Origin of the sequence: Novosphingobium sp. AAP1, assembly GCF_001295765.1 — a bacterium.
GTDB lineage: Bacteria > Pseudomonadota > Alphaproteobacteria > Sphingomonadales > Sphingomonadaceae > Novosphingobium > Novosphingobium capsulatum.
In genome coordinates this window covers 188,230-211,787 of sequence record NZ_LJHO01000006.1, presented here as the reverse complement: position 1 = coordinate 211,787, position 23,558 = coordinate 188,230, and the positions used below count along the sequence as shown (strand labels likewise).

The 23,558-nt window shown below is 65.0% G+C and carries 24 protein-coding genes; 14 read left to right on the top strand and 10 right to left on the bottom strand.

Going from position 1 to position 23,558, the window contains the following annotated elements; genetic code table 11:
- Positions 1-33: 33 nt before the first annotated feature.
- Entirely contained in the window at positions 34-372 is a 339-nt protein-coding gene (locus tag IP65_RS13905) for a rhodanese-like domain-containing protein (protein ID WP_022677830.1), read from the bottom strand.
- A gap of 157 nt (positions 373-529) precedes the next feature.
- Between IP65_RS13905 and IP65_RS13900 the strand changes: the two genes are divergently transcribed.
- From IP65_RS13900 to IP65_RS13885, 4 genes are read left to right on the top strand one after another with little or no spacing between them, the layout of a single operon-like run.
- Positions 530-1,840: an NAD(P)/FAD-dependent oxidoreductase gene (locus IP65_RS13900; protein ID WP_054132108.1), complete on the top strand. Its 1,311-nt coding sequence runs from the start codon at positions 530-532 to the stop codon at positions 1,838-1,840.
- A complete protein-coding gene (locus IP65_RS13895; protein ID WP_022677828.1) occupies positions 1,840-2,043 on the top strand; it encodes a DUF2892 domain-containing protein in 204 nt (67 codons plus the stop codon). The genes IP65_RS13900 and IP65_RS13895 overlap by 1 nt, the downstream gene beginning before the upstream one ends.
- An 11-nt stretch (positions 2,044-2,054) precedes the next feature.
- Positions 2,055-3,314 (top strand): TolC family protein, encoded by a 1,260-nt coding sequence (locus tag IP65_RS13890; protein ID WP_054132107.1) that lies wholly within the window; start codon positions 2,055-2,057, stop codon positions 3,312-3,314.
- A 34-nt stretch (positions 3,315-3,348) separates the two neighbouring features.
- On the top strand, positions 3,349-3,687 hold the full coding sequence (locus IP65_RS13885; RefSeq protein ID WP_369801293.1) for a carboxymuconolactone decarboxylase family protein: 339 nt from the start codon (positions 3,349-3,351) through the stop codon (positions 3,685-3,687).
- A 248-nt stretch (positions 3,688-3,935) separates the two neighbouring features.
- On the opposite strand, the gene IP65_RS13880 is transcribed toward IP65_RS13885, so the two are convergent.
- From IP65_RS13880 to IP65_RS13840, 9 genes are all read right to left on the bottom strand, one after another.
- On the bottom strand, positions 3,936-5,144 hold the full coding sequence (locus tag IP65_RS13880) for a hypothetical protein (protein ID WP_054132105.1): 1,209 nt from the start codon (positions 5,142-5,144) through the stop codon (positions 3,936-3,938).
- Positions 5,141-6,553, bottom strand: a complete 1,413-nt coding sequence (locus IP65_RS13875; protein ID WP_054132104.1) for a DUF2254 domain-containing protein — start codon at positions 6,551-6,553, stop codon at positions 5,141-5,143. The genes IP65_RS13880 and IP65_RS13875 overlap by 4 nt, the downstream gene beginning before the upstream one ends.
- Positions 6,550-7,827 (bottom strand): sodium:proton antiporter, encoded by a 1,278-nt coding sequence (locus tag IP65_RS13870; protein ID WP_054132103.1) that lies wholly within the window; start codon positions 7,825-7,827, stop codon positions 6,550-6,552. Before IP65_RS13870 ends, IP65_RS13875 begins: the two co-directional genes overlap by 4 nt.
- On the bottom strand, positions 7,824-9,389 hold the full coding sequence (locus IP65_RS13865) for a DUF389 domain-containing protein (protein ID WP_054132102.1): 1,566 nt from the start codon (positions 9,387-9,389) through the stop codon (positions 7,824-7,826). The genes IP65_RS13870 and IP65_RS13865 overlap by 4 nt, the downstream gene beginning before the upstream one ends.
- 338 nt (positions 9,390-9,727) lie before the next feature.
- Positions 9,728-10,480, bottom strand: coding sequence for a DNA-binding domain-containing protein (locus tag IP65_RS13860; RefSeq protein ID WP_022677821.1), 753 nt, complete (start codon positions 10,478-10,480; stop codon positions 9,728-9,730).
- Positions 10,477-11,304, bottom strand: a complete 828-nt coding sequence (locus tag IP65_RS13855) for a DUF692 domain-containing protein (RefSeq protein WP_022677820.1) — start codon at positions 11,302-11,304, stop codon at positions 10,477-10,479. Before IP65_RS13855 ends, IP65_RS13860 begins: the two co-directional genes overlap by 4 nt.
- A 79-nt stretch (positions 11,305-11,383) precedes the next feature.
- The gene (locus IP65_RS13850; protein WP_028658260.1) at positions 11,384-11,650 is read right to left on the bottom strand and encodes a hypothetical protein; all 267 of its coding nucleotides are present in this window, start codon (positions 11,648-11,650) and stop codon (positions 11,384-11,386) included.
- 87 nt (positions 11,651-11,737) lie between these two features.
- Positions 11,738-12,379, bottom strand: coding sequence for a DUF1109 domain-containing protein (locus IP65_RS13845; protein ID WP_022677819.1), 642 nt, complete (start codon positions 12,377-12,379; stop codon positions 11,738-11,740).
- A 1-nt stretch (position 12,380) separates the two neighbouring features.
- Entirely contained in the window at positions 12,381-12,917 is a 537-nt protein-coding gene (locus IP65_RS13840; RefSeq protein WP_022677818.1) for a sigma-70 family RNA polymerase sigma factor, read from the bottom strand.
- 178 nt (positions 12,918-13,095) lie between these two features.
- Between IP65_RS13840 and IP65_RS13835 the strand changes: the two genes are divergently transcribed.
- The 10 genes from IP65_RS13835 (at position 13,096) to IP65_RS13795 (ending at position 23,539) form a co-directional block, all read left to right on the top strand.
- Positions 13,096-13,374 carry a DUF2282 domain-containing protein gene (locus IP65_RS13835; RefSeq protein WP_022677817.1) on the top strand — a complete coding sequence of 93 codons (279 nt, stop codon included), beginning with the start codon at positions 13,096-13,098 and terminating at the stop codon, positions 13,372-13,374.
- 92 nt (positions 13,375-13,466) lie between these two features.
- The gene (locus IP65_RS13830) at positions 13,467-13,958 is read left to right on the top strand and encodes a DoxX family protein (RefSeq protein WP_022677816.1); all 492 of its coding nucleotides are present in this window, start codon (positions 13,467-13,469) and stop codon (positions 13,956-13,958) included.
- A gap of 333 nt (positions 13,959-14,291) precedes the next feature.
- Entirely contained in the window at positions 14,292-15,194 is a 903-nt protein-coding gene (locus tag IP65_RS13825; protein ID WP_148291819.1) for a hypothetical protein, read from the top strand.
- A 157-nt stretch (positions 15,195-15,351) separates the two neighbouring features.
- Positions 15,352-16,143, top strand: coding sequence for a hypothetical protein (locus IP65_RS13820; RefSeq protein ID WP_022677814.1), 792 nt, complete (start codon positions 15,352-15,354; stop codon positions 16,141-16,143).
- 130 nt (positions 16,144-16,273) lie between these two features.
- Complete coding sequence (locus IP65_RS13815) at positions 16,274-17,701, top strand: APC family permease (RefSeq protein WP_082350156.1); 1,428 nt, start codon at positions 16,274-16,276, stop codon at positions 17,699-17,701.
- Between the two features lie 692 nt (positions 17,702-18,393).
- Entirely contained in the window at positions 18,394-18,927 is a 534-nt protein-coding gene (locus tag IP65_RS21990; RefSeq protein WP_231627718.1) for a c-type cytochrome, read from the top strand.
- A gap of 104 nt (positions 18,928-19,031) precedes the next feature.
- The gene (locus IP65_RS21380) at positions 19,032-19,214 is read left to right on the top strand and encodes a hypothetical protein (RefSeq protein ID WP_148291817.1); all 183 of its coding nucleotides are present in this window, start codon (positions 19,032-19,034) and stop codon (positions 19,212-19,214) included.
- A gap of 577 nt (positions 19,215-19,791) precedes the next feature.
- Positions 19,792-20,223 carry a lysozyme inhibitor LprI family protein gene (locus IP65_RS13805; RefSeq protein WP_022677811.1) on the top strand — a complete coding sequence of 144 codons (432 nt, stop codon included), beginning with the start codon at positions 19,792-19,794 and terminating at the stop codon, positions 20,221-20,223.
- A gap of 337 nt (positions 20,224-20,560) precedes the next feature.
- Positions 20,561-21,757: a pyridoxal phosphate-dependent aminotransferase gene (locus IP65_RS13800; RefSeq protein WP_022677810.1), complete on the top strand. Its 1,197-nt coding sequence runs from the start codon at positions 20,561-20,563 to the stop codon at positions 21,755-21,757.
- A gap of 24 nt (positions 21,758-21,781) precedes the next feature.
- Positions 21,782-23,539 (top strand): peptidase M61, encoded by a 1,758-nt coding sequence (locus IP65_RS13795; protein WP_054132100.1) that lies wholly within the window; start codon positions 21,782-21,784, stop codon positions 23,537-23,539.
- Positions 23,540-23,558 lie beyond the last annotated feature (19 nt).

The window sequence follows — 23,558 nt, the reverse complement described above, 5'->3', positions numbered from 1 at the left end:
ACGCCCGATGCGCCCGATCCTGCGCGCCTGCACTCAGCGCTCGACCGGCAATCCAGCCTTGGCCCAGGCGCCAAAACCGCCAGCCAGATGGGTGTCGACACTGGCTTGCGCAGCCGCGCATTTGTCGAGCGCCATGCCCGACCGCTTGCCACCGAGGCAGGTCAGGACAAGTTGCCTGGCCCCGGGAGCGGGCAGCTTGCTCGGCTGAAAGGTGGACAGCGGCATGTTGATCGAGCCGGGAATGTGCCCGCTCGCGAATTCGTCCACCTCGCGCACATCGACGACGAGAACCTGATTCGCGGCAACCATGCCCGCCAGTTCCTGCGGCCCAACCTCCCGGTGTTTTGCCGACTTTCCAAAGCCAAAGACCATGATTCGCTCTCCCATTCCGCAGCGTATGAAGACGCGTAAAAAACACCACTTGCTTATATTGCTTAATAGTCATATTAGTCAAGTGCGATTGAAGCGGATGCCGAGTCCCCATCGGTCAGAAAGCCAAGGGGCCGCATATCTCTGGGAGAGCTGATCCATGTCCAAGCCTGCAAACGCATTGCCCCGCATCCTTGTGCTGGGCGCTGGTCTCGGCGGTACCATCGCCGCATACGAGATCCGAGATGCTACCAAAGGCCGCGCAGAGGTGTCCGTGGTGTCGGACAGTGACGATTACTGGTTCGTGCCGAGCAACCCATGGGTGGCGGTGCGGTGGCGCGAGACCGACGCGATCCGCGTGTCGCTGCCGCCGGTCATGGCCAAGAAGGGCATCACTTTTACCAGCGTTGGTGCCGCCCGCGTCCATCCAGCCGAAAACCGCGTGGAACTGCGCGACGGTACCAGCATGTCTTATGACTATCTGGTGATCGCCACGGGGCCTGAACTGGCATTTGATGAGATTCCCGGCTTTGGCCCCGATGGCCACACGGTTTCGGTCTGCCGGACCGACCATGCGGCACATGCCGCCGACGTGTTTGACGAATTCTGCAAAAACCCAAAGCCGATCGTGGTGGGCGCGGCGCAAGGCGCTTCATGTTTCGGTCCGGCCTACGAATTCGCGCTCATCCTCGATACCGAGCTACGCCGTCGCAAAATCCGCGACCAGGTGCCGATGACTTTCGTCACCAGCGAGCCCTATATCGGCCACCTCGGCCTCGACGGCGTGGGTGACACCAAGGGCCTGCTGGAAAGCCAGTTGCGCGAGCGGCACATCAAGTGGGTGACCAACGCCCGCGTCACCAGCATCGATGACGGCATGGCCCATGTCGAGGAAGTGGGGGAGGATGGCGCGGTCAAGAAGGCGCATGATCTACCGTTCGGCTTCTCGATGCTGCTGCCCGCCTTCCGCGGCATCAAGGCGGTGTATGGCATCGAAGGGCTGACCAATCCGCGCGGGTTCATCCTGGCCGACAAGCACCAGCGCAACCCCAATTTCAAGAACGTCTACTCGCTGGGCGTTTGCGTGGCGATTCCGGCGCTGGGGCCGACGCCGGTTCCTGTGGGCGTGCCCAAGACCGGCTTCATGATCGAGAGCATGGTGACGGCCGTGGCCCACAATATCGCCGCCGAACTCGATGGGCGTGAGCCGAATGAAGTGCCGAGCTGGAACGCGGTGTGCCTTGCCGATTTCGGCGACGGAGGCGTTGCCTTTGTGGCCCAGCCCCAGATCCCGCCGCGTAACGTCAATTGGTCGTCTCATGGCAAATGGGTTCACCTCGCCAAGGTCGGCTTTGAAAAATACTTCCTCAAGAAGGTCCGCTCGGGCGTCAGCGAGCCCTTCTATGAAAAGCTCGCGCTGCAAATGCTGGGTATCAACAAGCTGAAAGAAACCACCAAGGAGGATGTGTGATGAGCCTTGATTCCGCTGTGATGCGCTTTGCCGGGGCAGTTGTTTTGGGCAGCGCCTTGGCCGCCCAGTTCGTGAACCCTGCATGGATTTACCTCACCATGTTTGCCGGGGCCAACATGCTCCAAGCCAGTGTGACGGGCTTTTGTCCCGCCGCCATCCTGTTCCGCGCGCTGGGCGTTAAGCCGGGCTGCGCGTTCAAATAAGGGCTGATGCCATGCGTCATCTGATCATGCTGTTGCCCTTGTTGGTGGCCTCGCCCGCCTTTGCCGAAGGGCAGGATCTGAATGCCACCATCGCTGATGCCTTGGCGCACGCTCCTGTTCTGGCCGAGGCCCAGGCGGGCGAAGCGCAGGCACAAGCAAGGCTCGACGGCGCCAAGGCACAGGGCAACCCGATGCTCAGCGTCGAAGGACAGATTGGCGCCGGGCGCATCGACAATGGTGGCTTCTTTGGCTTTACCGCCAGCAATGTCACGCCGCTGGCGCTGCGAGCAGGCGCGGAAATGCCACTCTATGCCGGCGGGCGGGTGGCTGCGGCGATGGACCAGGCGCGTGGGGGGCAGGCGATCGCCACGCTGGCGTTGGCTGATGCACGGTCGCGGGTGATCGTGGGCGCGGTGGCTGCGCATGCTGAGGTATTGGCAGCGCGCCGGATCGAGACACGCTTTCAGCAAATGGCCACCGAACTGGCCGAAGTCGAGCGGCAAGCCCGCTTGCGATTTCAAGCCGGCGAAATCCCCGCCTCGGATCTTGCCGCTGCCACCGCCCGCCGGGCCGAGGGCGAAGCTGGCCTAGCTGCCGCGCAGGGCCGCCGCGTGACCGCAGAGGCCCAATATGTCCGCCTGACCGGCCATGAAGCGGGCGCGCTCGCCCCCTTGCCAGCGCTGCCCGCCACCCCGCCCAGCCTGGACGAGGCGCTCGACAATGCCCATCACGCCAATCCCGTCCTCGCACAGGCCGAAAAAGGCATCGACGTCGCCCGAGCCGGGTTACGCGGCGCAAAGGCGGAAAGCCTGCCCACCATTGGCGCCTTTGCCGAGGCGACCCGCACTCGCGACCAATTCTTCCCAGATTACCGCGCAGATGCGATGGCAGTGGGTATCCGTGGCCGCTGGACCTTGTTTGCCGGTGGTCGCACCACCGCCAAAATCCACGAGGCCGACGCCACGCTCGACGCCAGCGAAGCGCGCGCGCGCGAGGCCCGGGAACAAATCGACGCTGCGGTCATCGCCGCCTGGACCGGCCTTCAGACCGCGCGCCGCGTGGTCGACGCCAGCGCGGCCCGTTCCGCCGCGACCGCCGAAGCTTTGCGCAGCGTTCAACTGGAAGCAAAGGTCGGCGCCAAGCCCACTCTGGCCGTTCTCGACGCCGAGCGCGAGGCCACCGCAGCTGATGCGGCCGCCATCGAGGCGGAGGGCCAGCGCATGGTTGCCGCCTGGCAATTGAATGCTCTGGCTGGACAGATCAATCCTTGAGAGGAGGAACTTGATGCATAAGGACTGGCCGCAGATGGCCAAGGAACTGTCGGGCGCGATCAAGCAAGTTCGTCTTGGCGCACCGGATGTCATGAAGAATTTCTCTGCAATGGCCAGCGCCGCCACGGCCAATGGTGCATTGGACAGCAAGACCAAGGAGCTGATCGCGCTGGGCATTGCGGTCGCGATCCGCTGCGATGGGTGCGTGGCCTTTCACGCGCAGGCCGCCGTCCGGCACGGTGCTTCCCGCGAAGAGGTGATGGATGCCATGGGCCTCGCCATCTACATGGGCGCTGGTCCCAGCCTGATGTATGCCGCTCAAGCGGTGGAGGCCTACGATCAATTCGCCGCAGATCAGGCGCCGAGCGCCTGATCGCAGCGCCCGCCCTATTCATGCGAAATCCCTATAGATGGCGAGGCCCATGGCATCCTTGTTTTGAAGAAGTTGATTGGGTTTCAACCCTTCGCTGGAGCGCTTCGCTGCGTCTTCATTTCAAAGCGCTGCGGAAATGCCAACGGTTATCATCACGAGGCTGGGCATGGCCTTAACGGAATCGGCAATCGCGCGCTTGGGGTCACGCCCACTACGGAGTAGGGAGACGGCGGCCCCGTGGCAGCCCCTCACCCTTCCGCCGGTGCGCCGACCGCCGCTGCGACCAGGCAGATCAGACCGATGGCGCCAAAGCCGATCCGCTGCGCCGCTGTTCCCACGCCATTCCTGACCGAAACGATCAGCGCCAGCGCACATTGCAGCGCATAGAACAAGGCAAAGGCGCGCGATGACAGCGCGACCACCTCGAATGGGTCGGTCAGCCAGACGATGACGATCGCGAGCGCGCCAGCCAGCAGGAACGCGAGCGGCACGCTGATCTTGCGCCGTGACACCTCGTTGATCAGGCCACCCGAGCCGATAGAATCTGCCACCGCAGCGCTCAACTGGCTGGCAACCGCGCCGATCAGCACGAACACGCCGAGTGCCGGCGCGATCAGTTCCATGATGTCGAGAATGCCGGCCACCCCCTGGGTGGCCGCAGCGCGCGACAGAAACGGCGTGAGCAGCGCGATGAATGCGAGGTAGATCGCCGAGGAAATCCATTGCGCATGCCGCATCGTGCGGACCCGCAATGCCGCCGGATAGGCATGGCCGAGATAGCGCGAGGTCTCGAAGCCCTGCACCGTGATCAGCAGGCCGAGCAGCATCGGCACGCTGGCGAACGACAGCCGCGCGGGCGGCAATGCCGCTTGCATCCCGCCGATTGCCCACGCCAGCGCCAGCGCCACGAGCAGGCCGGCGATGATCCCGATCTTGAGTGAGACCGTGCCATGGGCCAGGTGCTCCACCTTGCGCAGACTGCCCCCCAGGGCCAGCAGCGTCATCAGCACGATCAGCACGGTCACGATGATATTGGCGGCAAGGGGCTGAAGCGCCGGCGCAATGGCGATCGGCTTGAGCGAGAATTCCGCCAGCAGCTTGAGGTAATAGGCCACCGACACCGCATAGGCGAGCGCCAGCACGCCCTGCGTCACGCGTGCCAGCCAGGCGACGGGATTGTTGAAGCTGGCCCTGGCGAGATAGCTTTCGACATGGACGATGTTGAACCGGATCACCGCGCCCGCCGCATAGGCAATACCCAGCAGAACGGCCATGGCACCGAGCGCCGCGCTGCCGAACTCGCGCGCAAGCAGCGGTCCGCAGATGAGAAAGCCAGATCCAATGATGGACGCCAAGGGCGTGACCGTCGCGCGCCAGGTATCGCTGCGCGCAAACCGGCCGAAGGTCAGCGCCAGGGTGACGACAAGCGCCACGATCAGGGCAACGGCAACAGTCATATGATCCCTTCCATTCGGTCTGCATCGCCGGCGCGGCTGTCTTGCGCGCCAGCATGGACCAAGGCGTTCAGCACACTGTCGGCGCGCGCCACCACGGCATCGCGACATGCGCCATCCAGCGCCTTGGCGGCTAGCGCGCGAAAGGCGCGGGCCTGTCTGGCCAGCGTTGCGATGAGTGCAGGATCATCGCAGTTGCGGGCAACATCGCCCAGTGCATCGAGATAGTGCTTTCCGGCGATCATGTCGGCGCTGGCATACTGGGCAAGGGCGCCAAACGCGCGGTCGACAAAACCCTCGAACGTTACGGGCTGCGCGACCAGCCGCAGGCTTCCCTCCGCATCCACGCGCTGGCCCGGCGGCAGGCGCCGTCGCGCCAGTGTGGCCAGCGCCGCGCCCAGCCAGTCGAGACAACTGCTGGCCGTGAACGGATCGTTGACGCCCGGCGACAAAGCGCGCGCGGCAATCTCCACCAGTTCATCGATCAGGAACCGCAGGTCTTGCAGCGCGCTGCGTCGCGAACCAAGCGCGACAGCATGGCGCAGGACTGTAGCCGCCTGCTCGGTGCAGGCATCGGCCGGCCAGGCCGTCATCAGCACGCTGTGCTTGTGCACGAAATCACCCGGCTGGCGATGCAGGCGCACGACCATGTCGTGCTCCTGGGCCACCGCGATGACGGCGTCCTCGTCAATGAGCTGGATATAGCCCATGCCGTGACACGCGATTGCGGCCGGTCCGTCCTGGCCGGCAACGGGCCTCTCGGCCAACAAGGCAGCGGGCACCGGCATGGCGCTGGCGGAAGTGGCAGATGGGGGCTCGTCCCGAGCCGGAAAGCGCGCCTCGATATCATCGACCAACCGCCCGCCGATCTGTTCGATCACGCTGTTGATGTGGATTTGCATCGGCACATGGTGGATGAAGTAGATCAGCACGGCGATCGAACACAGCACCAGGACCAGGGCGATCAACAGCGCCAGTTGCGGCACGAACGCCGCGACTGCCGATCCGCCCTCCCCCGCCGAGTGGATCGTGCGCAGCACCACCAGCGAATAGACGAACGTGGCGATGAAGGTGCCGAGGGTAACCTGGTTGCCCCGATCCGACATGAAGTTGCTGAGCAGACGCGGGCCATATTGCCCCGAGGCATAGACCACCGCCGCGATGGTGACCGAGAAGGTCGTCCCGGCAACGCCGATCATCGAACCGCCGATCGCCGACAGCAGGCTGCGCGCGCCATCGGGCCGGGCCGTGTCGAGCCCGGGCAGTCCGGTCGTCCATGTCGTCGATCCGGCATGGCTGTCGATCATCACCGTGGTCAAGGCCAGCAGCAGCGCGGCCAGGGCCATGATCGTGGGGACGAACCAATAGCTTTCGCGCAGGGTGTTCGACAGCCGCAGCAGCCGCGCCTTCATGCCGGCGCTCCTTCATCCCTCGCGGTCAGGCGCTGCAACACGCCCTTGATCGTGCCGCCCTGCCCGATGACCGAGAACAGCACGACCAGGTAGGTCGCCGCCAGGATGATCGGGCGCGCCGGGCCATCGGGCAGCCCCAGCGCCAGGGCGATGGATATACCACCGCGCAGCCCGCCCCAGATCAGCGTAACTGGGGCCACCAGACCATAGCGATGCCCCGGCCGGATCGCGCACAGTGGCAGAAGCACCGAGATCGAGCGCGCGACCAGCGCCAGCGGAATGGCGGCAAGGCCCAGGACCACCAGGCGCAAATCTCCCGGAATGGTCACCACTTCTAGCCCGATCAACAGGAACAGCACGGTGTTGAGGATATCGTCGATCAGATCCCAGAACTTGTGCAGATAATCGCGGGTCGTGTCGCTCATCGCATGGGCCACGCCGGCATTGCCGATGATCAGCCCGGCCACGGCCATGGCCACCGGCCCGCTGGCATGGAGCGGCCGCGCAATGGCATAGCCGCCCATCACCACGGCCAGGCTGATCAGCACTTCGACCTTGTAATCGTCGATCGAGCGCATCAGCCGAAACGCGATCCAGCCGATGACCAGCCCGAGCACGACGCCGCCGCCCGCTTCGGTGGCGAACAGGCCGGCGGCATGGCCGAGGGAAAAGGCCTCACCCGACAAGGCCGATACCAGCAGGATGGTAAAGATGACCACGCCCACGCCATCGTTGAACAGGCTTTCCCCCGCCACCGTCGCCTCAAGCGTGGGCGAGACGTTGGCACGCTTGAGCACGCCCATCACCGAGACCGGATCGGTCGGGCTGATCAGCGCACCGAACACAAAGCACCAGATCGCCGGCAGTTCGAAGCCGATGGCGCGGGCCAGCAGCAGGAAGCCGCCACCAATCAGGGCCGTCGACAGCGCCACACCGATGGTGCTGAGCACGATGATCGGCCAGCGACCGCGCCGCATCTCGTGCCAATCCACATGCAGCGCGCCGGCAAACAGCAGGAACGAGAGCATGCCATCCATCAGCGTGGTGTGGAAATCGATGCCGGCGATGAACCCGACGATATCCCGCGCGAACGCGGCGCCGGGCACGACGCGGGCTATGCCGACGACGAGCAACGAGGCAATCGCGCCCATGACCGTCAGCCCGATCGAGGCGGGCAATTTGAGGAAGCGATAGTTGCAATAGCCCAGCCCGGCGGCCAGCACGATGAGAATGGCCGCCGCATCGAACGGCGTCAGCGCCACGCCGGCGATCACTGGCCGTCTCCGGTCGACAAGTGGAACCGTTGGCCGCCGCCCGGTGCCGGCATGGCGCCGATGCCCTGCGTTGCCAGCGCTGCGGCGACTGCCAGCGCGCGCCGCTGGGTGAGGCTGGGCCGCGCGGGTGGCGTCCCGGCCGGCAGACCCGGCACGCCCAGCGCCGGCACATTCCACCGCCGCGCCGCCCATGCCGAAGCCAGCACGGCCTCGCGCGCCACCGGGTCCAGCGTGTCGGCATCATTGGCAAAGGCGATCTCGGGCAGCGGGCCTTGCGGTGGCACGATCGCCACGCTCCAGCCATCGGTCTGCGCGGCAGCGCGGGCTTCAAGCACGCGATAGGTAGCAACGGTTGCGCCGGGCAGCGGCACGGCCGCCGCCGTGGCGCGGTGATGATCCCGGTCGATTGTCACGTCATCGGCCGAAACACCGGTGATCAGCGCGATCATCCGCGCGATTCCGGCCAGGCGCTGTGTCTCCAGGTCCGGCTGATCGCCTGCCTGGCGCAGTTCCTCGCGCTGCGCCTCGATCGCGCCGGCCCCCGGTTCGAGCAGGATCTGGTCGATATTGAGGCGAACCGGGCGCCCGAGTTCCTGTTCGATCGCCTTTTGCAGCACCACGGTCTTCTGCGTCTGCCCGCGCGGCGTGATGACCACCGCGCGAATGACGTTGGGTTCGCGATCGAATGCCACGTCGAGCTGGGTCACGCGCGAAGCGCTGCCGAAGCGCTTGTTCAGCAGCGACCGCACTTCCGAGACGATCAGGGCCTCGCGCGCGATGCGGTTGAGCGCCAGGCCGAGCGGCACGGCCATGGCCACAAAAACCAGCAGCAGCAGGATGGTCTGGGTCCAGCTCTGACGGCTGGAAAGCTGGTGGCCAAAGCCGTAATAGCGCGCCATCGCCGTTGCCGAGAGCGCGATCGTGATGAAGTTGGTGACGAACAGCGCCAATGCGCCGCCCAGCACGGGCAGGTTCCACGTTGCCAGGCCATAGCCGACCACGGCAAGCGGGGGCATCAGGGCGGTGGCGATCGCCACCCCCACGATCGTTTCGCCCCGCCCGCGAATGATCGCAAAGCTCCCCGCGAGCGCGGCGAACAGGGCAACGCCCAGATCGAACAGATTGGGGCGCGTGCGGGCCACGATCTCCGCCGTGGGGGCCTGCAATGGCGAGACCGTGACGATCAGTGCCGTGAACGCCACCGCCGCAACGGCGCCGACGGCCAACGCCAGCAGCGAACGCCGCATTTCGGCAAAATCGAACAGCGCCAGGCTGAACCCAAAGCCCAGGATCGGGCTCATCAGCGGCGAGATCAGCATGGCGCCGATCACCACCGCCGGGGACGAGAGCAGCAATCCCAGCATCGCAATCCCGGCAGACATCATCGTCATGAAGGCATAGCGCGGTGACCAGCAGCTTTCCGCGAAGATGCGCGCAACGACCGCCTGGTGATCGACCTGCCCCACGACCCGGCGCCGCCACCAGCGGTAAAGCGCCAGTCGGCTCAGCCGCGCGCCCACCCGCTTGCCTGTGTTCCGGGCCGGTTCCGTCAATGCTTCCATGCTTGCTCCGCTGTCTGCGCAAAGGCCCGCCGCCATTCCCAAGGAAGCCGGTGAACCACCCGCGATCGGTTCAACGCCAGGCGGCGATGGTTGATCCGGCGCCACAGCACCAGCGCGGGCGCGAGCTGCAAACAGAATGCAGAGGCCCCTCGGCAAAGCGCGTGGCAAAGCCGGGCAAGAGCACTGGCAAAGTCATGGGTATGCAACACGGGAAACGTCCGGACACGACTGTTGGCCCGCTGGCGGCCCGACCAGCGCAAAAGCCTGCCCGCACCACGTTCTGGCCAGCGAGCACCCGCCCCCCTCTATTGCATCACCTTTCCCGCACCGCAATGATTTCAGGCCAGGGCACCGCCATGCAGCAGGCCATCGGTCGCCCACCGCGCCAACAAATGACCCGCGATCCTGACACCTTCTGCCTCACCATGCGCGCGCACCAGGTGGCGGCACACCTCGGCAAACGATACGCCGGCCAGCAGTCGCGGGGCGAGTTTGGCCTCCGCCGGGTCCAGCGTGCGAAAGCAGGCGGTGTCCCCTTGCCGCCAGACCAGCACAGCGACGGGGTGCGGCATCCTTTCCGCGCGCGGCACGGTGCCGCCAAGAACCAGCGCGGACCAGATCGCCGGCGCATTCGTGCGCAAGGTCACCAGGCGTGCACTGGGCACGCAGCGGAGCACGGCCTTGTCCCAATCGATCCTCCCCATCGCGGCGCTGGGCAGCGGATCGGCATCGGGGCCGACAAAAGCATCGGCCAGCGCCAGTTCCAGCGCGGCGAGGTCGGCCACTTCGGGATCGTCAGGCCATTGCGCGGCCAGGCTTTGCGGGAACAGGGCGGCATAGTGGTCCAGCGACCAGCTATCGGGCGGGCGATCATCGATGCAGCGGGCGGCGCTGGCCTGGAAGTCTTCAGGCCCCAGCCACTGCACCGTTTGCGGAAAGCTCTCGTGAAGGCAGGCCATCAACGCCGCGCGATAATTGTTCTGGTAAACCAGCAGTCCGGCTTGGGCCACCGGGCCAAAGCGCGCCGCCGCCCGGTCCGATCCGGTCATCAGCCAGTCGCCGAATTCGGCCTGAAACATGGCCAGCGTCATGCCGCAATCCCGCGCCGTGCCAGGCTCCGGGCCTGGTCGAGTTCGGCCAGCAGGTCAGCCAGCGGCGGGATATTGTCATCGCGCTCGATCATCACCGCGACCGGGCCCAGGCGATCGATGACTTGCGCAAACAGCGTCCATACCGAAGGCGGGACCGGCTGATCATGGGTATCGATCAACAGCGTCTCGCCCTGGCTGTGGCCGGCAAGGTGGATCTGCCGCACCCGGTCCAACGGCACCCCGGCCAGATAGGCGAGCGGGTCGAAGCCATGGTTGATCGCCGAAACGTGGATGTTGTTGAGATCGAGCAGCAGGCCGCAGCCGGTCCGCGCGCAGACCCGTTCGAGGAATTCCCACTCGGCCATGTCGGACTGGGCAAAGGCCAGGTAGCTCGAGGGATTTTCGATCAGCATCGCACGCCCCAGGCACTCCTGGGCGTGGGCCAGGTTGGCGCAGACGATATCGAGCGCTTCGGCGGTATAGGGCAGTGGCAAGAGATCGTGCGCGTTGAAGCCCGGCGTGCGCGACCAGCTCAGGTGGTCTGACACGAACAATGGCTCGATCTCGTCCACCAGGCTACGCAAACGCGCCAGGTATGCCGCGTCCAACCCATGGGCCGAGCCAACGGAGAGCGAGACCCCGTGCAGCGCCACTGGATAGCGCGCGCGTACCTGGTGCAGGATGCGCCTTGGCCGCCCGCCTGGAACCATGAAGTTCTCGGATATCACCTCGACAAAATCGACCGGCACGGCCGCTTCCAGAAAGGCGGCATAATGCGGTTTGCGCAGGCCGAGGCCGAAACCGGCAAAGCTGGGGTGAGGCACGATCGCTCTCCTCTTGCCTGCGCGCCGCCGCCCACTGGCCGGGGCGGCGGCGCGCAGGCCGGGGTGGATGTCGTGGCGCTTACTTGGGCTCGGTCAGGCTGCCGCCAGCGGCCTTGCAGGCCTTGACCGACAGAGCCTTGAAACCCTGGCCCTTGCAGTCGTTCTGGCCCTTGCAGTCATGGTTGCCCGACTTGCAGTCCGACGTGCCCTTGCAGCTATTGACGCCATAGCAGTGGACCACGGCCGTGCCGCTCGCTGCCATCGCCGGGGTGGCAACAGCCGCGGCCGCCACGGCCACGACGGCAGCAGTGGCAGCGAGGCTCAGGCCCGAATTGAGAGTGTTCATCATAGCGCTCCTGGGAAATGCGATTGCCGAAAGTGGCATGGGGTTATTCGCCAGGGTGCCGGCTGCGGTTACAGCGGCGAAAAAAGATTACCAGCGCAGCAGACGCGGCCCGAGGATGGCGCCGGCAAGCGCCGCCAGGCCAATCCCCAGGGTATACCAGGTCAGCACGAAGATCGCGGACACTTCGGGGCAGTGCAGGCAATAGAGCGTTGCGCCCCACGATCCCGCCGTCAGCCCTGCGGTGGCGCCGGCGGCTCTCAGGCGCGTTGGGGCAAGGCGCCGAAACGACCACAAGAGCCCGCCAAAGATCGGCACCGAGAGCAGGAACACAATCGACGAGCACACGCTCCAGCTTTGCCCCAGCCACATCGCCAGCCATTGGGCGGGCGGAACCCGGCTCATTTCGAACAAGCCGATCGCCACCAGCGAAAGGACCGGGATCGCCATCAGCCACAACCAGCCGAACCGGCCACTATCGGGCCGGGCGAGGCGCGCCGTGGCCAGCGCCGCGCAGATGCCCAGCGACACGGTGTAGCCCCATTTCATCCAGAACGAATAGTGCCGGATGGCCGCGCCAAGCTGCGGATTGAACCCTAGCAGCCAGGCGATCAGCGCAAGCGTGATCACGCCCCCCGCGGCAAGACCAATGGCCAGGCGGCGCCCCACGGCATGGCGCGGCACGGGCGTCACCTCGCGCGCCAGGGCATCGATCAGTTGGTCGGTGTTCATCCTACAATTCGCCTCTGATACGGGCCGCAAGCGCTTTCAGGCCGCGATGCACCGACACTTTCACGTCAGATTCCCCCATCCTTTCCCGCGCCGCCGCCTCGTGCGTGCTCAGTCCGTCGAGGCGGGTGGCTCGGATCGCCTGCGACTGCTTGGCCGGCAGCGCGTCCAGCAAGCGGTCGATATCGATCCGCGCGCTGCTGGCCTCCTCGAACCCCTCGGCAACCAGAATGTCGTCCAGCCCCTCGATCGGGCAGGTTCGGCCGCAGCGGCGGAAGTGGTCGACCATCTTGTAGCGCGCGATGGCGAACAGCCAGCCACCGAACGCGCGATCCCGGTCGAACGTCGCCCGCCGCGTGTGAACGGCAATCAGCGTTTCCTGCACGAGATCGTCGATGTCGTCGCGGCGATCGCGCATGCGGCGGCGGTAAAACGCTTCGAGCACGGGAACGAGCGCGCGCAGCAATTGCGCCTGGCAGGCCGCATCGCCATCCAGACCGCCAATCATCCACGCTTTCAACTGGGCTTCGTTCGCTTGCATGTGGGCTCCCACGCCATGCTTCGCGCCAGACCCGCCGATGGTTACACCGCAAGCGGCCCATCGTCGAAAATATATTCTGTAACCGACCGTCCACCCGCGCCGAAATGCTCCCTGTCGGCCGGGGCAGGAACGCCGCCCGCGCCGCACCTGACCGCCTTCATTCCCAAGGAGCTTGATCATGACCATTACCCAAGCCGCCGCTGCCGTCGCTCTCTCGGTTGCCCTCTCGGCCACCATTGCCGGGGCGAGCGCGCAGGCCGCCGATGCTCCCAAGACCGAGAAGTGCTATGGCGTCGCGCTCGCCGGCAAGAACGACTGCAAGGCCGGTGCCGGCACCAGTTGCGCCGGCACCTCGGTCAAGGACTATCAGGGCAACGCCTGGAAAGCGGTGAAGATCGGCACCTGCACGTCGATCAAGACGCCCCACGGCATGGGCTCGCTCACGCCGCGCGGTTGAACCAGCCCTCTCCACCAAGCGGTGCCCGGACGCTGCCATCCGCACTGTCCGGGCCGCCTTGCCATGTCCGCCGAACGACCAAGGACAAGCCGATGACCACGCTGATCTCGTTTTGCCACCACGCCACCGATCAGGCGCGGCGACTGCTTCCCGAATGGCTGTTGCTGTTGGTGGCGAGGCTGGGCGCGGGCGCCATCTTTTTCCTGTCGGGCCGCGCCAAGGTGGAAGGCTGGTTCACCATCACCGACGGCACGTTCGACCTCTTTGCCAGCGACTATGCGCTGCCGCTCGTGCCACCACACCTCGCCGCCTATGCCGCGACGATTTCGGAGCACCTGTTCTCGCTGCTGCTGTTCCTTGGCCTGTTTACCAGATTGGGGGCGCTGGGCCTGCTGGGCATGACACTGGTGATCGAAGTGTTTGTCTATCCCGATGCCTGGCCCACCCATCTGAGCTGGGCCGGTCTGCTGTTGCCCCTGCTGGCCAAGGGTGGTGGAACCCTGTCCCTCGATCACCTGCTGTGGCCCCGGGTGCCGGTGCCGACCAGCAAGAACACCAATATCCCCGGATCACGCGCCGAATAACTTCTGTGACGTCCACGCATCCTGGCGGCGGTAATCACCCGTGCAAGGATGCTGGAGAGGCGCGATGCGCCTTGAGCGCGATACCAAAGTTGCTATGCCGGAGCTTATCCTGACCTCGGTTCCGGCTAGCATATGATGCCATTCTGCATGTCGATATTCAGGTTGAAACACCTGCTGACCGAGAAGTCGTCAGATCATCCCTCAAGGCTGTTAATGTGCCCGGCGAGAAAACTCCCAGCGAATTCCGCGTTTTCGGGTATCTCTCTGATGATCAGAGCGCCGACTACATCTAAAGCCGATCGCCCTGATCGAGTCTGAGCGCTAGAGGATCAAATGACGGACTTGCTGTCCTGGGATACCGGCGCGATCATTCCGCTGGAAAGTTATGTGCGTCTACGCGCCAATCCAGGCTATCCCAGCGCCATCCGCTGGCTAGCACGGGCAATGCTCGAAAGCGCTGACGCCGACCCCGCTATCGCCGGCATACTCAAGGATGCAGGTCGCAAGGTCGCCGCTTTGTGCACGGCGATGCTTCACGTTTCGGGCGGCATAACCCTGCCGCGCTTGAAGGAGTTGATGACACAGCTTGGGCTCGCTAGCCCCGGCCGGGCGCGCTTGCTTCTTATCTACATGGGCTATCTTCGGTTTATCGAAGTGAGGCCGGCACGTCCCTCGCATTCCCCGGCCGTTTACCTCCCGACCGACAAATTCCTGAATACCTACACCGCTCATCTTCGTCAGGTTGTCGAGGCGACCGCTTGGATTGCACCGGCAGCAAAGCAGGTGGCTGGCGCCTTGGACGATCCCCGCACCTTTCACGCCTTGGTGCGGCACTTGACGCAAGGGTTTCTGGACAGCAGCGCGCAGGGACACGACGTGGACAACTACTTCCAGGTTTTCTCGCATCGTCACGCCGGAGCCCAAATCCTCAACCAGCTTGTGAGCGAAGCGCCGGGCGATAGCTTCCCGCCGACCGGTTCGATCCCTTTTGCAGTTGCTACGGCAGCGCGGCGCTTTCATGTATCCCGCCCCCATATCCGGCGTCTTTTCCAATCCGCCGTAGAGGCACAGCTGATCGAACTAAACGACGGAGCGGTAACTTTTACCGACGCCGGCCAGGACATGATCGAGTGGGTCTTCGCCACGAAGATGATCGTCTATCTCGGAGCCGTTGCCCGCACATTCCGCGACGTTAGCGACCAGAAGAACGTAGATCGCGACGGCATCGCCGCCTGAACCTCGATCACGAGCTGATCAAAAATGTTCCATCACCGAAATCACGCCGCTGGGATATCGCTTGGGCAGGCCACAGAAAGACGACGTCGTTAATCGCGTCGAGCGCTCATCCGGCCGCGCAAGCTTATCCTGACGCAATTAACTCGGTGGGGGCTCTATGAAGCACTTCCTTTCAGCAGTCGCGCTCCTCTGTGCGGCGTCGAGCACGTCTGCTGCGGAGCAGAGCGTTTTCAACGGCGAGTGGGTACTCGATCTTTCGTCGGCGCAGCTTTCGAACAAGCCGTTCACGGTGACGGTCAAGGACGGGCAATTCACCTGCGACAGCTGTGTCCCGTCATACACGATCCCTGCGGATGGTGCGTTTCATCCGGTGGCCCGCCAGACCAGCCTTGACGAAGCATCGGTAACGATCATCGACCCACGCACCATGCGGATGGTCGAGCGCCTCCGTGGCCGGGTGGTGCACGATGAAACCGACGTTGCCTCACCCGATGGCGCGACGCTGACCTACACCGTCGTCATTGGCGGCGCCACCAGCGGGAAGACGACCAAAGAGACCGGAGTCCAGGTTCGCACGGGGACTGCGGATCCCGCCGCACATCTGACATCGGGCGCATGGCGCACCACCACAATCGCCGATCCGAGCGCGGAAAAGACCCGCTTCACTATCACCGTCAACGGCAACGTCATGTCCCAGCGTAACTCCACCGGCCAATCCTTCGCAGCGACGATCGGCGGCGGGTTCGTGCCGATATCCGGCACGGACATACCCGGAGAGGTGTCGGTGACACGCGATGGCCCCCGCACGCTGATCGAGACGTTTCGGCGCCAGGGGCAGATCGGGATCGTACGCACGCTGACCGTGCTCGCAGACGGCAAGACGCTGGCAATCAGCAATGACAACAAACTGCTCGGCTCTGTCGACCGTCTGACCGCGCACAAGAGCTGACCAGAAGGGGTCGCACAATGAGGATCGTCATTGTTGCCGCGGCGGCAAGTGGCAGCTCGCCTCCGCCCCTATCACCAAGATGAACTGACGACACCGCGAGGGCTGACATGCGCAGGCCGGATCGCATCGAATGCGCAGGATTAAGCGATGCGTCAACAAGCGGTTGGTCCGCGACCTGGTTCGCAAATCAGGCCCAGCCCTGGGGGGTGATCTGGTGTACTCTGTGAAAACCTCATCGGGCCTGCTTCGCGTGCTCGGGACCGCGTTCGCGCTCGCTGTCGGGCTCGGCAATATGGTCGGTAGCGGCATCTTTCGCAGCCCAGGCAATGTGATTGCGCAGACCGGCAGTGTCCGTCTTGCCGTGTTGCTGATCGTCGCGGTGGGGGCGCAGTCACTGCTGTCGGCAAATCTATGGGCAGAAGTGTCGACTGCCATCGGCTTGTCGGGCGGCAGCGTCGTCGTCGCACGTCGGGCATTTGGCGACACGGCCGCCATGGTGATCGGCTGGACGGACGCGCTAAGCTGTATCGCCGGCACCGCGCAGGCTGCGGCGGGGGCGCCGATCTTTCTGGCGATTGTATGGCCGATCATCGCGCCGGACCCGAGGCTAAGCGCGGCGATTCTGCTGATCGTTTTCTCACTGATCAATTGGCGCGGTGTCGTGGCTGGCGAAAGGACGCAGATGACGGCCAGTCTGGTTCAGGCGGCGTTGGTCATCGGAATCATTGTCCTGTTGTTCGTTGTTGCCCCGACCGCAGCGCCAGTGGCAGCATTGGTGCCGGCGAAGGCCCCGATCTGGACCGCCGGGGGACTGATCATCGGCTATCAGCTGGTCTACGGCACCTATGTCGGTTGGAACAACGCCGCCTATTTCGCCGAAGAAACCGCCGATCCCGGCCGTACCGTGCCGCGCGCGCTAGGCTGGTCGGTCATTGCCTTTGGCGCGCTGTACGTCGGCATGCTGCTGGGCCTTGGCCACGCCCTGCCGTTGGCGAAGCTTTCGGGCGCAGCATTCCCGGCGCAACTGGCGCTTGGCAGCGCCCTGGGTACAACGGGTATCAGAATCTTGTCGGCTGTGGCGTTCGCCACGCTGGTCGTCTGCATGAACAGCGGGATCATGCCCGGCACGCGCGTCCTGTTCGCGCTGGGCAAGGCATCCTACGCCCCGCGTTTCCTGACCAGCGTCAACGCTGGCGGCACGCCGGATCTTGCGTTGTTGGCATTCGCTGGGGTCGCTGTCCTGTTGGTGCTTACCGGGCGATACGAGACAATCTTCATGCTGATGGGGACTTTGGCGCTGGCAGTAACCGCCGCGATGGACCTGGCGTTCTTTCAGCTGCGGCGGCGCGAGCCAGAGCTGAACCGGCCCTACCGCGCGATAGGCTACCCGTTTCTGCCAGCGCTCGCCCTGTTCATGGACCTGGCAATCCTGCTGATGATCGCGCTGTCCGACGTGCGCAGCACGTGCCTTGGGCTGCTGATAGCGGGGGCTGGCGGCATCGTCGCACTTATGCTCTCCTCAGCGCGGCGTGGGCGCGAGCGCGCTGCGGTCTCATAGCAATGAAAGAATGATCAAGCCGAAATCATGCGGAAGGCTCAACGATCAGGCGATCGCTTTGCACCCGCCAAAAAAGTCATGCTCGTTTACGAGCGGCAGTGAGACGTCGTAGAAAGACCTACCATTACCTAGGCGGCGTGGACAAATTCCACATCGCCTAGATCCCGCGAATACGCGCGACTTATCAACCTGCGCAGGCTTGTTATGATTGCGCAACGGTACGGGGCGAAATGAGCATGGCGATGCGCAAGACTCGGCAGCGAGCTCGACCGGGAGTTTTGGCCGCCGCACTCTTGATCTTGGTATCGGCATGCCAACGCGATGCTGACCCGATATCGGCGTTGGCATGGGCCTATCCGCACGGTCCGACGTCGACCTACGGACAGCCGCTGGGGAGGGGGCCGTTTCGCGTGCCCGGCAGCCCGCTCGTCTTATCCCGCGCGCAGATGGAAGCAGCGCCAAGGCCGATCGACTGGCACCCACAGGATCACCCGCCGGCTCCAGCGGTCGTAGGCGGTCCCGGACGGGCCGGGCTCACGCCATGCGCAGAATGCCATTTGTTGAACGGGGCAGGCTTTCCCGCCTCTGCGGATCTGGCCGGCCTCCCAGCCGATTATATCATCGAGCAAGTCATGGCGTTTCGAAACGGCGATCGCCGGTCAGCCGCACGCGGGCAGCCCAGCACGGCCGAGATGATCAAGGTAGCAAAAGCGGTCTCGCCGACGGAACTCAGACAGGCGGCGACATACTTTTCGCAACTGCCGAGGTCGCGCTGGGTAAAAGTCGTCGAGAGCACTACGGCGCCGCAGACCTATCCCGACAAATATGGCTGGCTCAATGTCGCTCCGGGCAGAGGAACCGAGCCGATCGGCAACCGCGTTGTCGAATTGTCCAGTGACCTGCGACGCATGATGATCGACGACGATCATGTGGTGATGACCGATTATGCCCCGTTGGGGGCAATCGACAGCGGGAGACGCATCGTCATGACCGGCGGTGGCGGGGGGATGCCGTGCCAGAGCTGTCACGGCGAACGCCTGGAGGGCATAGGCATGACGCCGCCTATCGCCGGACGGCCAGCCGGCTATGTCGCGCGTACGTTGTGGGATATGCGGACCGGAGCACGTGCCAATCCGGGGGTTGCGCCCATGAAGGTAGTTGCCCGGGGATTGTCCGCAGCAGACGTCAGGGACGTTTCCGCCTACCTTGCCTCACTACAGCCCTAGGCCGTAATGTCGGTGTGGTCACAGTCGTGCTGCCAGGCAGCGAGCACGAACTGGACCGCACTGGCTTTTCCGAAGGCTCCTGTTTGTGAAAAGGAGCTTTCGTTATGAGCAAGACCCGGAACAAATTTTCGCCTGAGGTGCGCGATCGCGCAGAGCGCATGGTTGGTGGCGCTAGGCATGACATCGGCCGAAGCCAATACCACTACTACAATTCGCTTTCACCCGATGCCAAGCACCTCGATCCAGCCGGTGATCGCTACCGCGCTCTATCATCCCCGCGTAATTGAGCATTCACCGCTGGTCTCGCTCCACGCAGTACTGATGAAGTGCTCCGATGGTTCGGGTGGAGTAAGAGGCGCACAGGCGTTAGCAGGACAGCAGCAAAGACGCGATCGGCAGGGCGATTCGGCAGCATCAAGAACTCGAACCTGCCCAAGATAATTTCTGAGGGTATCGCTTAGGGCATCAAGCAGAAGATCCTCACAAAAAGTGGCGGAATTCAGGCATAAATGGGCGTGAATGGGAGTCCTCTCCTGGCGCTACTTTCTCTCTTGCAAATCTCCCTGCGCATGCGCTGAATGGCTGGCATCGGCCAGTTTCTCCGCGATTTTCGCGCGGCGCTATTCTGGCGCGTTCGGCACCAATCGAAAGCCATACGGGTATCCTGATAGGTATTGGCCTCTGCCATTCGGCGGGGCAACGTGCGTTTGAGCACCCTTTTTGCGATGCGAAGACCAACAGCCGGCGGGCAAGCAGGTCTGGAACGGTTTACACTCCCTATCGCGTTCGAACCGCAGCAAATGCCTCGATCAGTGGGCATCTGGAAAGCTAGAGGTTAGGCCGCAATCGAGAGGAGAGGCCTTGATGGAGATTCGCCAAATCGCGCACCTGGCCGTTTTCGTTGCCACACCATACGCTGCCTCTGCCCACGCCGTGGAGCGCGCGGACAAGACCGAAACCGAGCCGCGGCGCTGCCTGGATGGCGCGAGCAACGGATCCACGGCCGGCCAGGTCGGCTGCGAGGTCGCTGCCCGCGACGCCTACGACAAGCGCATGGGCGCGGCCTACCGCGCGCTGTTGCACGCCTTGCCCAACGACGCGGCGGGTAAACTGCGCGAGGCGCAGCGCGCGTGGCTGCGCTTTCGTGACGCGCATATCCAGGCAAGCAACGCACTGTTTGCAACGCGACAGGGCACGATGTACGTGCCGATGCAGGCCGCCGACCACACGGCGATCGTCAGGCAACGCGCGATCGAACTGGAAGCGCAACTGCGCATTTTCAGGATCGACGAGTAGGCCGTTAACGCGGTGATCATGCCGCCCGCGAGGTGGCAGAGAAAAATGGCGGTTACAAAGGCCGCGCCTAACGCGAACAGCCCCATCGTTCGGCATCGAGCCGCAACGTTTCGCGATCACCCAGCAGCCCGGCGTCGCGCCGTTTCGCCTGGCGCCAGGTGAGCGCGCGCTTCTGCCGCGATCCATCTTGGCCAGCGCCACGCCTGCCTTACGCGGCACTTGCATTGGCGGCATTGACCGGCTTTGCCGCCCTGGCAACAAGGATTATGCGCTGGCGCCCGCGCGGCGGGCACAGATCGCATAACAAGCGCAACGCCTGCCCGATAGGATCGGCGCAATGACCTGCACCGCCCTGCCTGATGCCACGCCCGATCTGGCCACCCCGCCCATCGCCCCCGCGCCGATGGCTTATGCCCAATGGGTTGCCGCCGCCGTGGCGCTGGCACGCCAGGCGCCGCGCCCGATCGTGAGCCTGTTTGAAAGCGCGGTGCCCGAACCGCGCGCCTTGCTGCGCCAGGCCGTTCTGGCCACAGTCGAACCCGATTTTTCACCGCGCTATGTCAGCGCCTTTGGTGACGGCAATCCGTTCGTGCGCGCGATGCTGGCGCAAAGCCATGGCGTCGATATCGACCAGGTGCTGTGCACCACCGGCGCCACCGGCGGCCTCACCCTGCTCTATCGCGCGCTGCTCCGGCCTGGTGATCGCGTGCTGGTGGAAGTGCCGGGTTTCGATCTGTTTGCCGGCGCAGCGCAAGTGCAGGGGATTGGCGTGGATACGTTCACGCGCCCCGCCCCGCATTTCGGCATCGACGTGGACCAGGTTGCCGCCGCGCTTCGCCCGGAAACGCGGCTGATCGTGGTGTCTGACCTGCACAATCCCTCGGGCATGGGCATCCCGCGCGATACCCTGGTCGCGCTTGCCCACCTGGCACAGGCACGCGGCGTGCTGCTGGTGGTGGACGAAGTCTATGGCGACTATGCCGACAAGGCCAGCCGCCCCGGCCCGGCCTGCGCGCTTTCGCCGGCGGTGATCAGCCTGTCGAGCCTGACCAAGATTTTCGGCCTGGGCGTGTTGCGCTGTGGCTGGATCGTGGGTGCGCCCGGCGTGATGGCCACCCTGCGCGACTATGCCGCGCGCGCCGAATTCGGGGTTTCGACCCTGTCGCACGCGGTCGCTGCCGAAGTGATGCTGCGCGCCGACGCCTTTGCCGATCACTGGCGCAGCCATGTGGCGCGCGCGCGACCCCGCTTTGCCGCGTGGTTTGCCCGCATGGTGGATGCCGGACTGATGGCGGGTGAATTGCCCGATGCCGGCTGCATCTGCTTTCCCGCTTTGCCCGGCATTGCCGATACCCGCGCCTTTTCCGAAATGCTGATCGCGCAAAGCGGGGTGATCGTGGCGCCGGGCGAATTCTTTGGCCAGCCCGGACACATCCGTATCGGCTTCTGCCTGCCCGATGCCGAACTTGACGCCGGCCTTGCCGCGCTGGAAGCGGCCCTGCGCCAGGCAGCAGGCAACCGCTTGGCAATCTGACCACGCAACAGGGGATTTCTGCCAATGCCGCGATTGCCCCATTCCCTGGCCGCGTTGCTGGCCGCAGCCGTGCTGCTGCCTGCACCGGCTCGCGCCACTCCGCCCGCGTTGACGGTCACCTTTGCCCCGCGCGCCGATGTGGCCGACCGAGACCGCGTGGGCACGGTGGAGATTACGCTGCGCCTGTCCGGCCTGACTGCCAAGGCTGGTGCGCCGGTGTTGCAATTGCCGCTGGTGGCCAGCAATGTGGATACCGTGGCCAGCCTGCTTGGCCCGCTGCACGCACGCGACGCGGCCGGGCCGCTGCTCTTGCGTCCACGCGATGCGGTGCTGGCCGACAGCGCCGATGGCGATGCGGTGAGCGGCGGGCCAGGGCGGGAATGGCTGGCGCCGCGCGCGGTCCGGGGCACCCTCGTCGTCTCGTACCGCCTGCCTGCCCAGGCCAGCCTGCCACCGCGCGGCCCCGCCCCGCCCTTTGCGTTCAGCGCCGATGGTGGCGCGGTTTCCGCCGCCGGGCAGGTTTTCCTGCTGCTGCCCCCCGGCACCACGCGCTGGCGCGCCACGTTCGGCTTTGATCTGTCGGGCGCGCCCAAGGGCAGCCGCGGCGTCAGCTCGCTGGGCGCAGGAACGGTCACGGCGGCAGAACCACTCGACGCCAGCGCCCTGCGGCAGAGCTTCTTCATGGCCGGTCCGATCGGCACCTGGCCGGCGGGTCACGCGCAAGATGGCTTTTTCGGCGCCTGGCAAGGCCGCCCGGCCTTCGATGCCGGCGCCTTGCTGGCGTGGACCGGTGCGCTCCATGGCCATTACCGGCAGATGTTCGGGCAGACCCGGCCCGCGCCCTATGGCGTGTTCCTGCGCTACAACCCGATCAACGCGGGCGGCGGAGTGGGCCTCCACCATGCGTTCGTCACCACGTTCGGCACGGGGCGCGGCGCGGACCTGGCCAGCATCCGCATCACGCTGGCGCACGAAATGTTCCACACGTTCCAGCCCTATGTCACCCGGCCCGGCGGCCTTGAATCCGCGTGGTTCGGCGAAGGACTGGCCACGTTCTACCAAGCGCGCCTGCCGTTCCGCTTTGGCATGATCGATGCCGATGCGTTCCTGCACGATCTGAACTGGACGGCGGCGCGCTATTACACCAGCGCCATGGCCAGCGTGCCCAATGCGCAAGTGCCGGCGCGGTTCTGGGCCGATACCCGCATCCGCACCCTGCCCTATGACCGCGGCATGCTCTATTTCGCCACGGTGGATCACGCCTTGCGCCAGAAAAGCGGCGGGCGCGAAAATCTCGACACGCTCGTCCTTGCCCTGCTGGCCCGGCAAAAGGCCGGCGCGGCCCTCGCCAACGCTGATTGGGAAGACCAGTTGGTCCAGCACCTGGGGCCGCAAGGCGTGGCCGATTTTCGCGCGTTCCTGGACGGCGCTGTGCCGCTGCCGGCGTCCGACGCCTTTGGCCCGTGCTTTGCCCGCACCACCACCCGCCTGCGCCGCTATGAGCTGGGCTTTGCAACGGACGTTCTCGCCGAGCCCAAGCGGGTGGTGCGTGGCCTGGTGACCGGCTCTGCCGCTGCGCTGGCCGGTGTGCGCGATGGCGACGAGATCGTCGATCCGGTGCCGCAGGACGGCATCCAGGGCGAGCAAACGCAAGAGTTGACCCTGCGCCTGCGCCGCGATGGCCGTGTCTTTACCGTCACTTACCTGCCACGCGGCGAAACCGTCGATGCCTGGCAGTGGCGGCGCGTGCCGGTTTCCCCCGGCACTGCCTGTGCTCTTTGAGATGCGCCCTTTGCGAAAG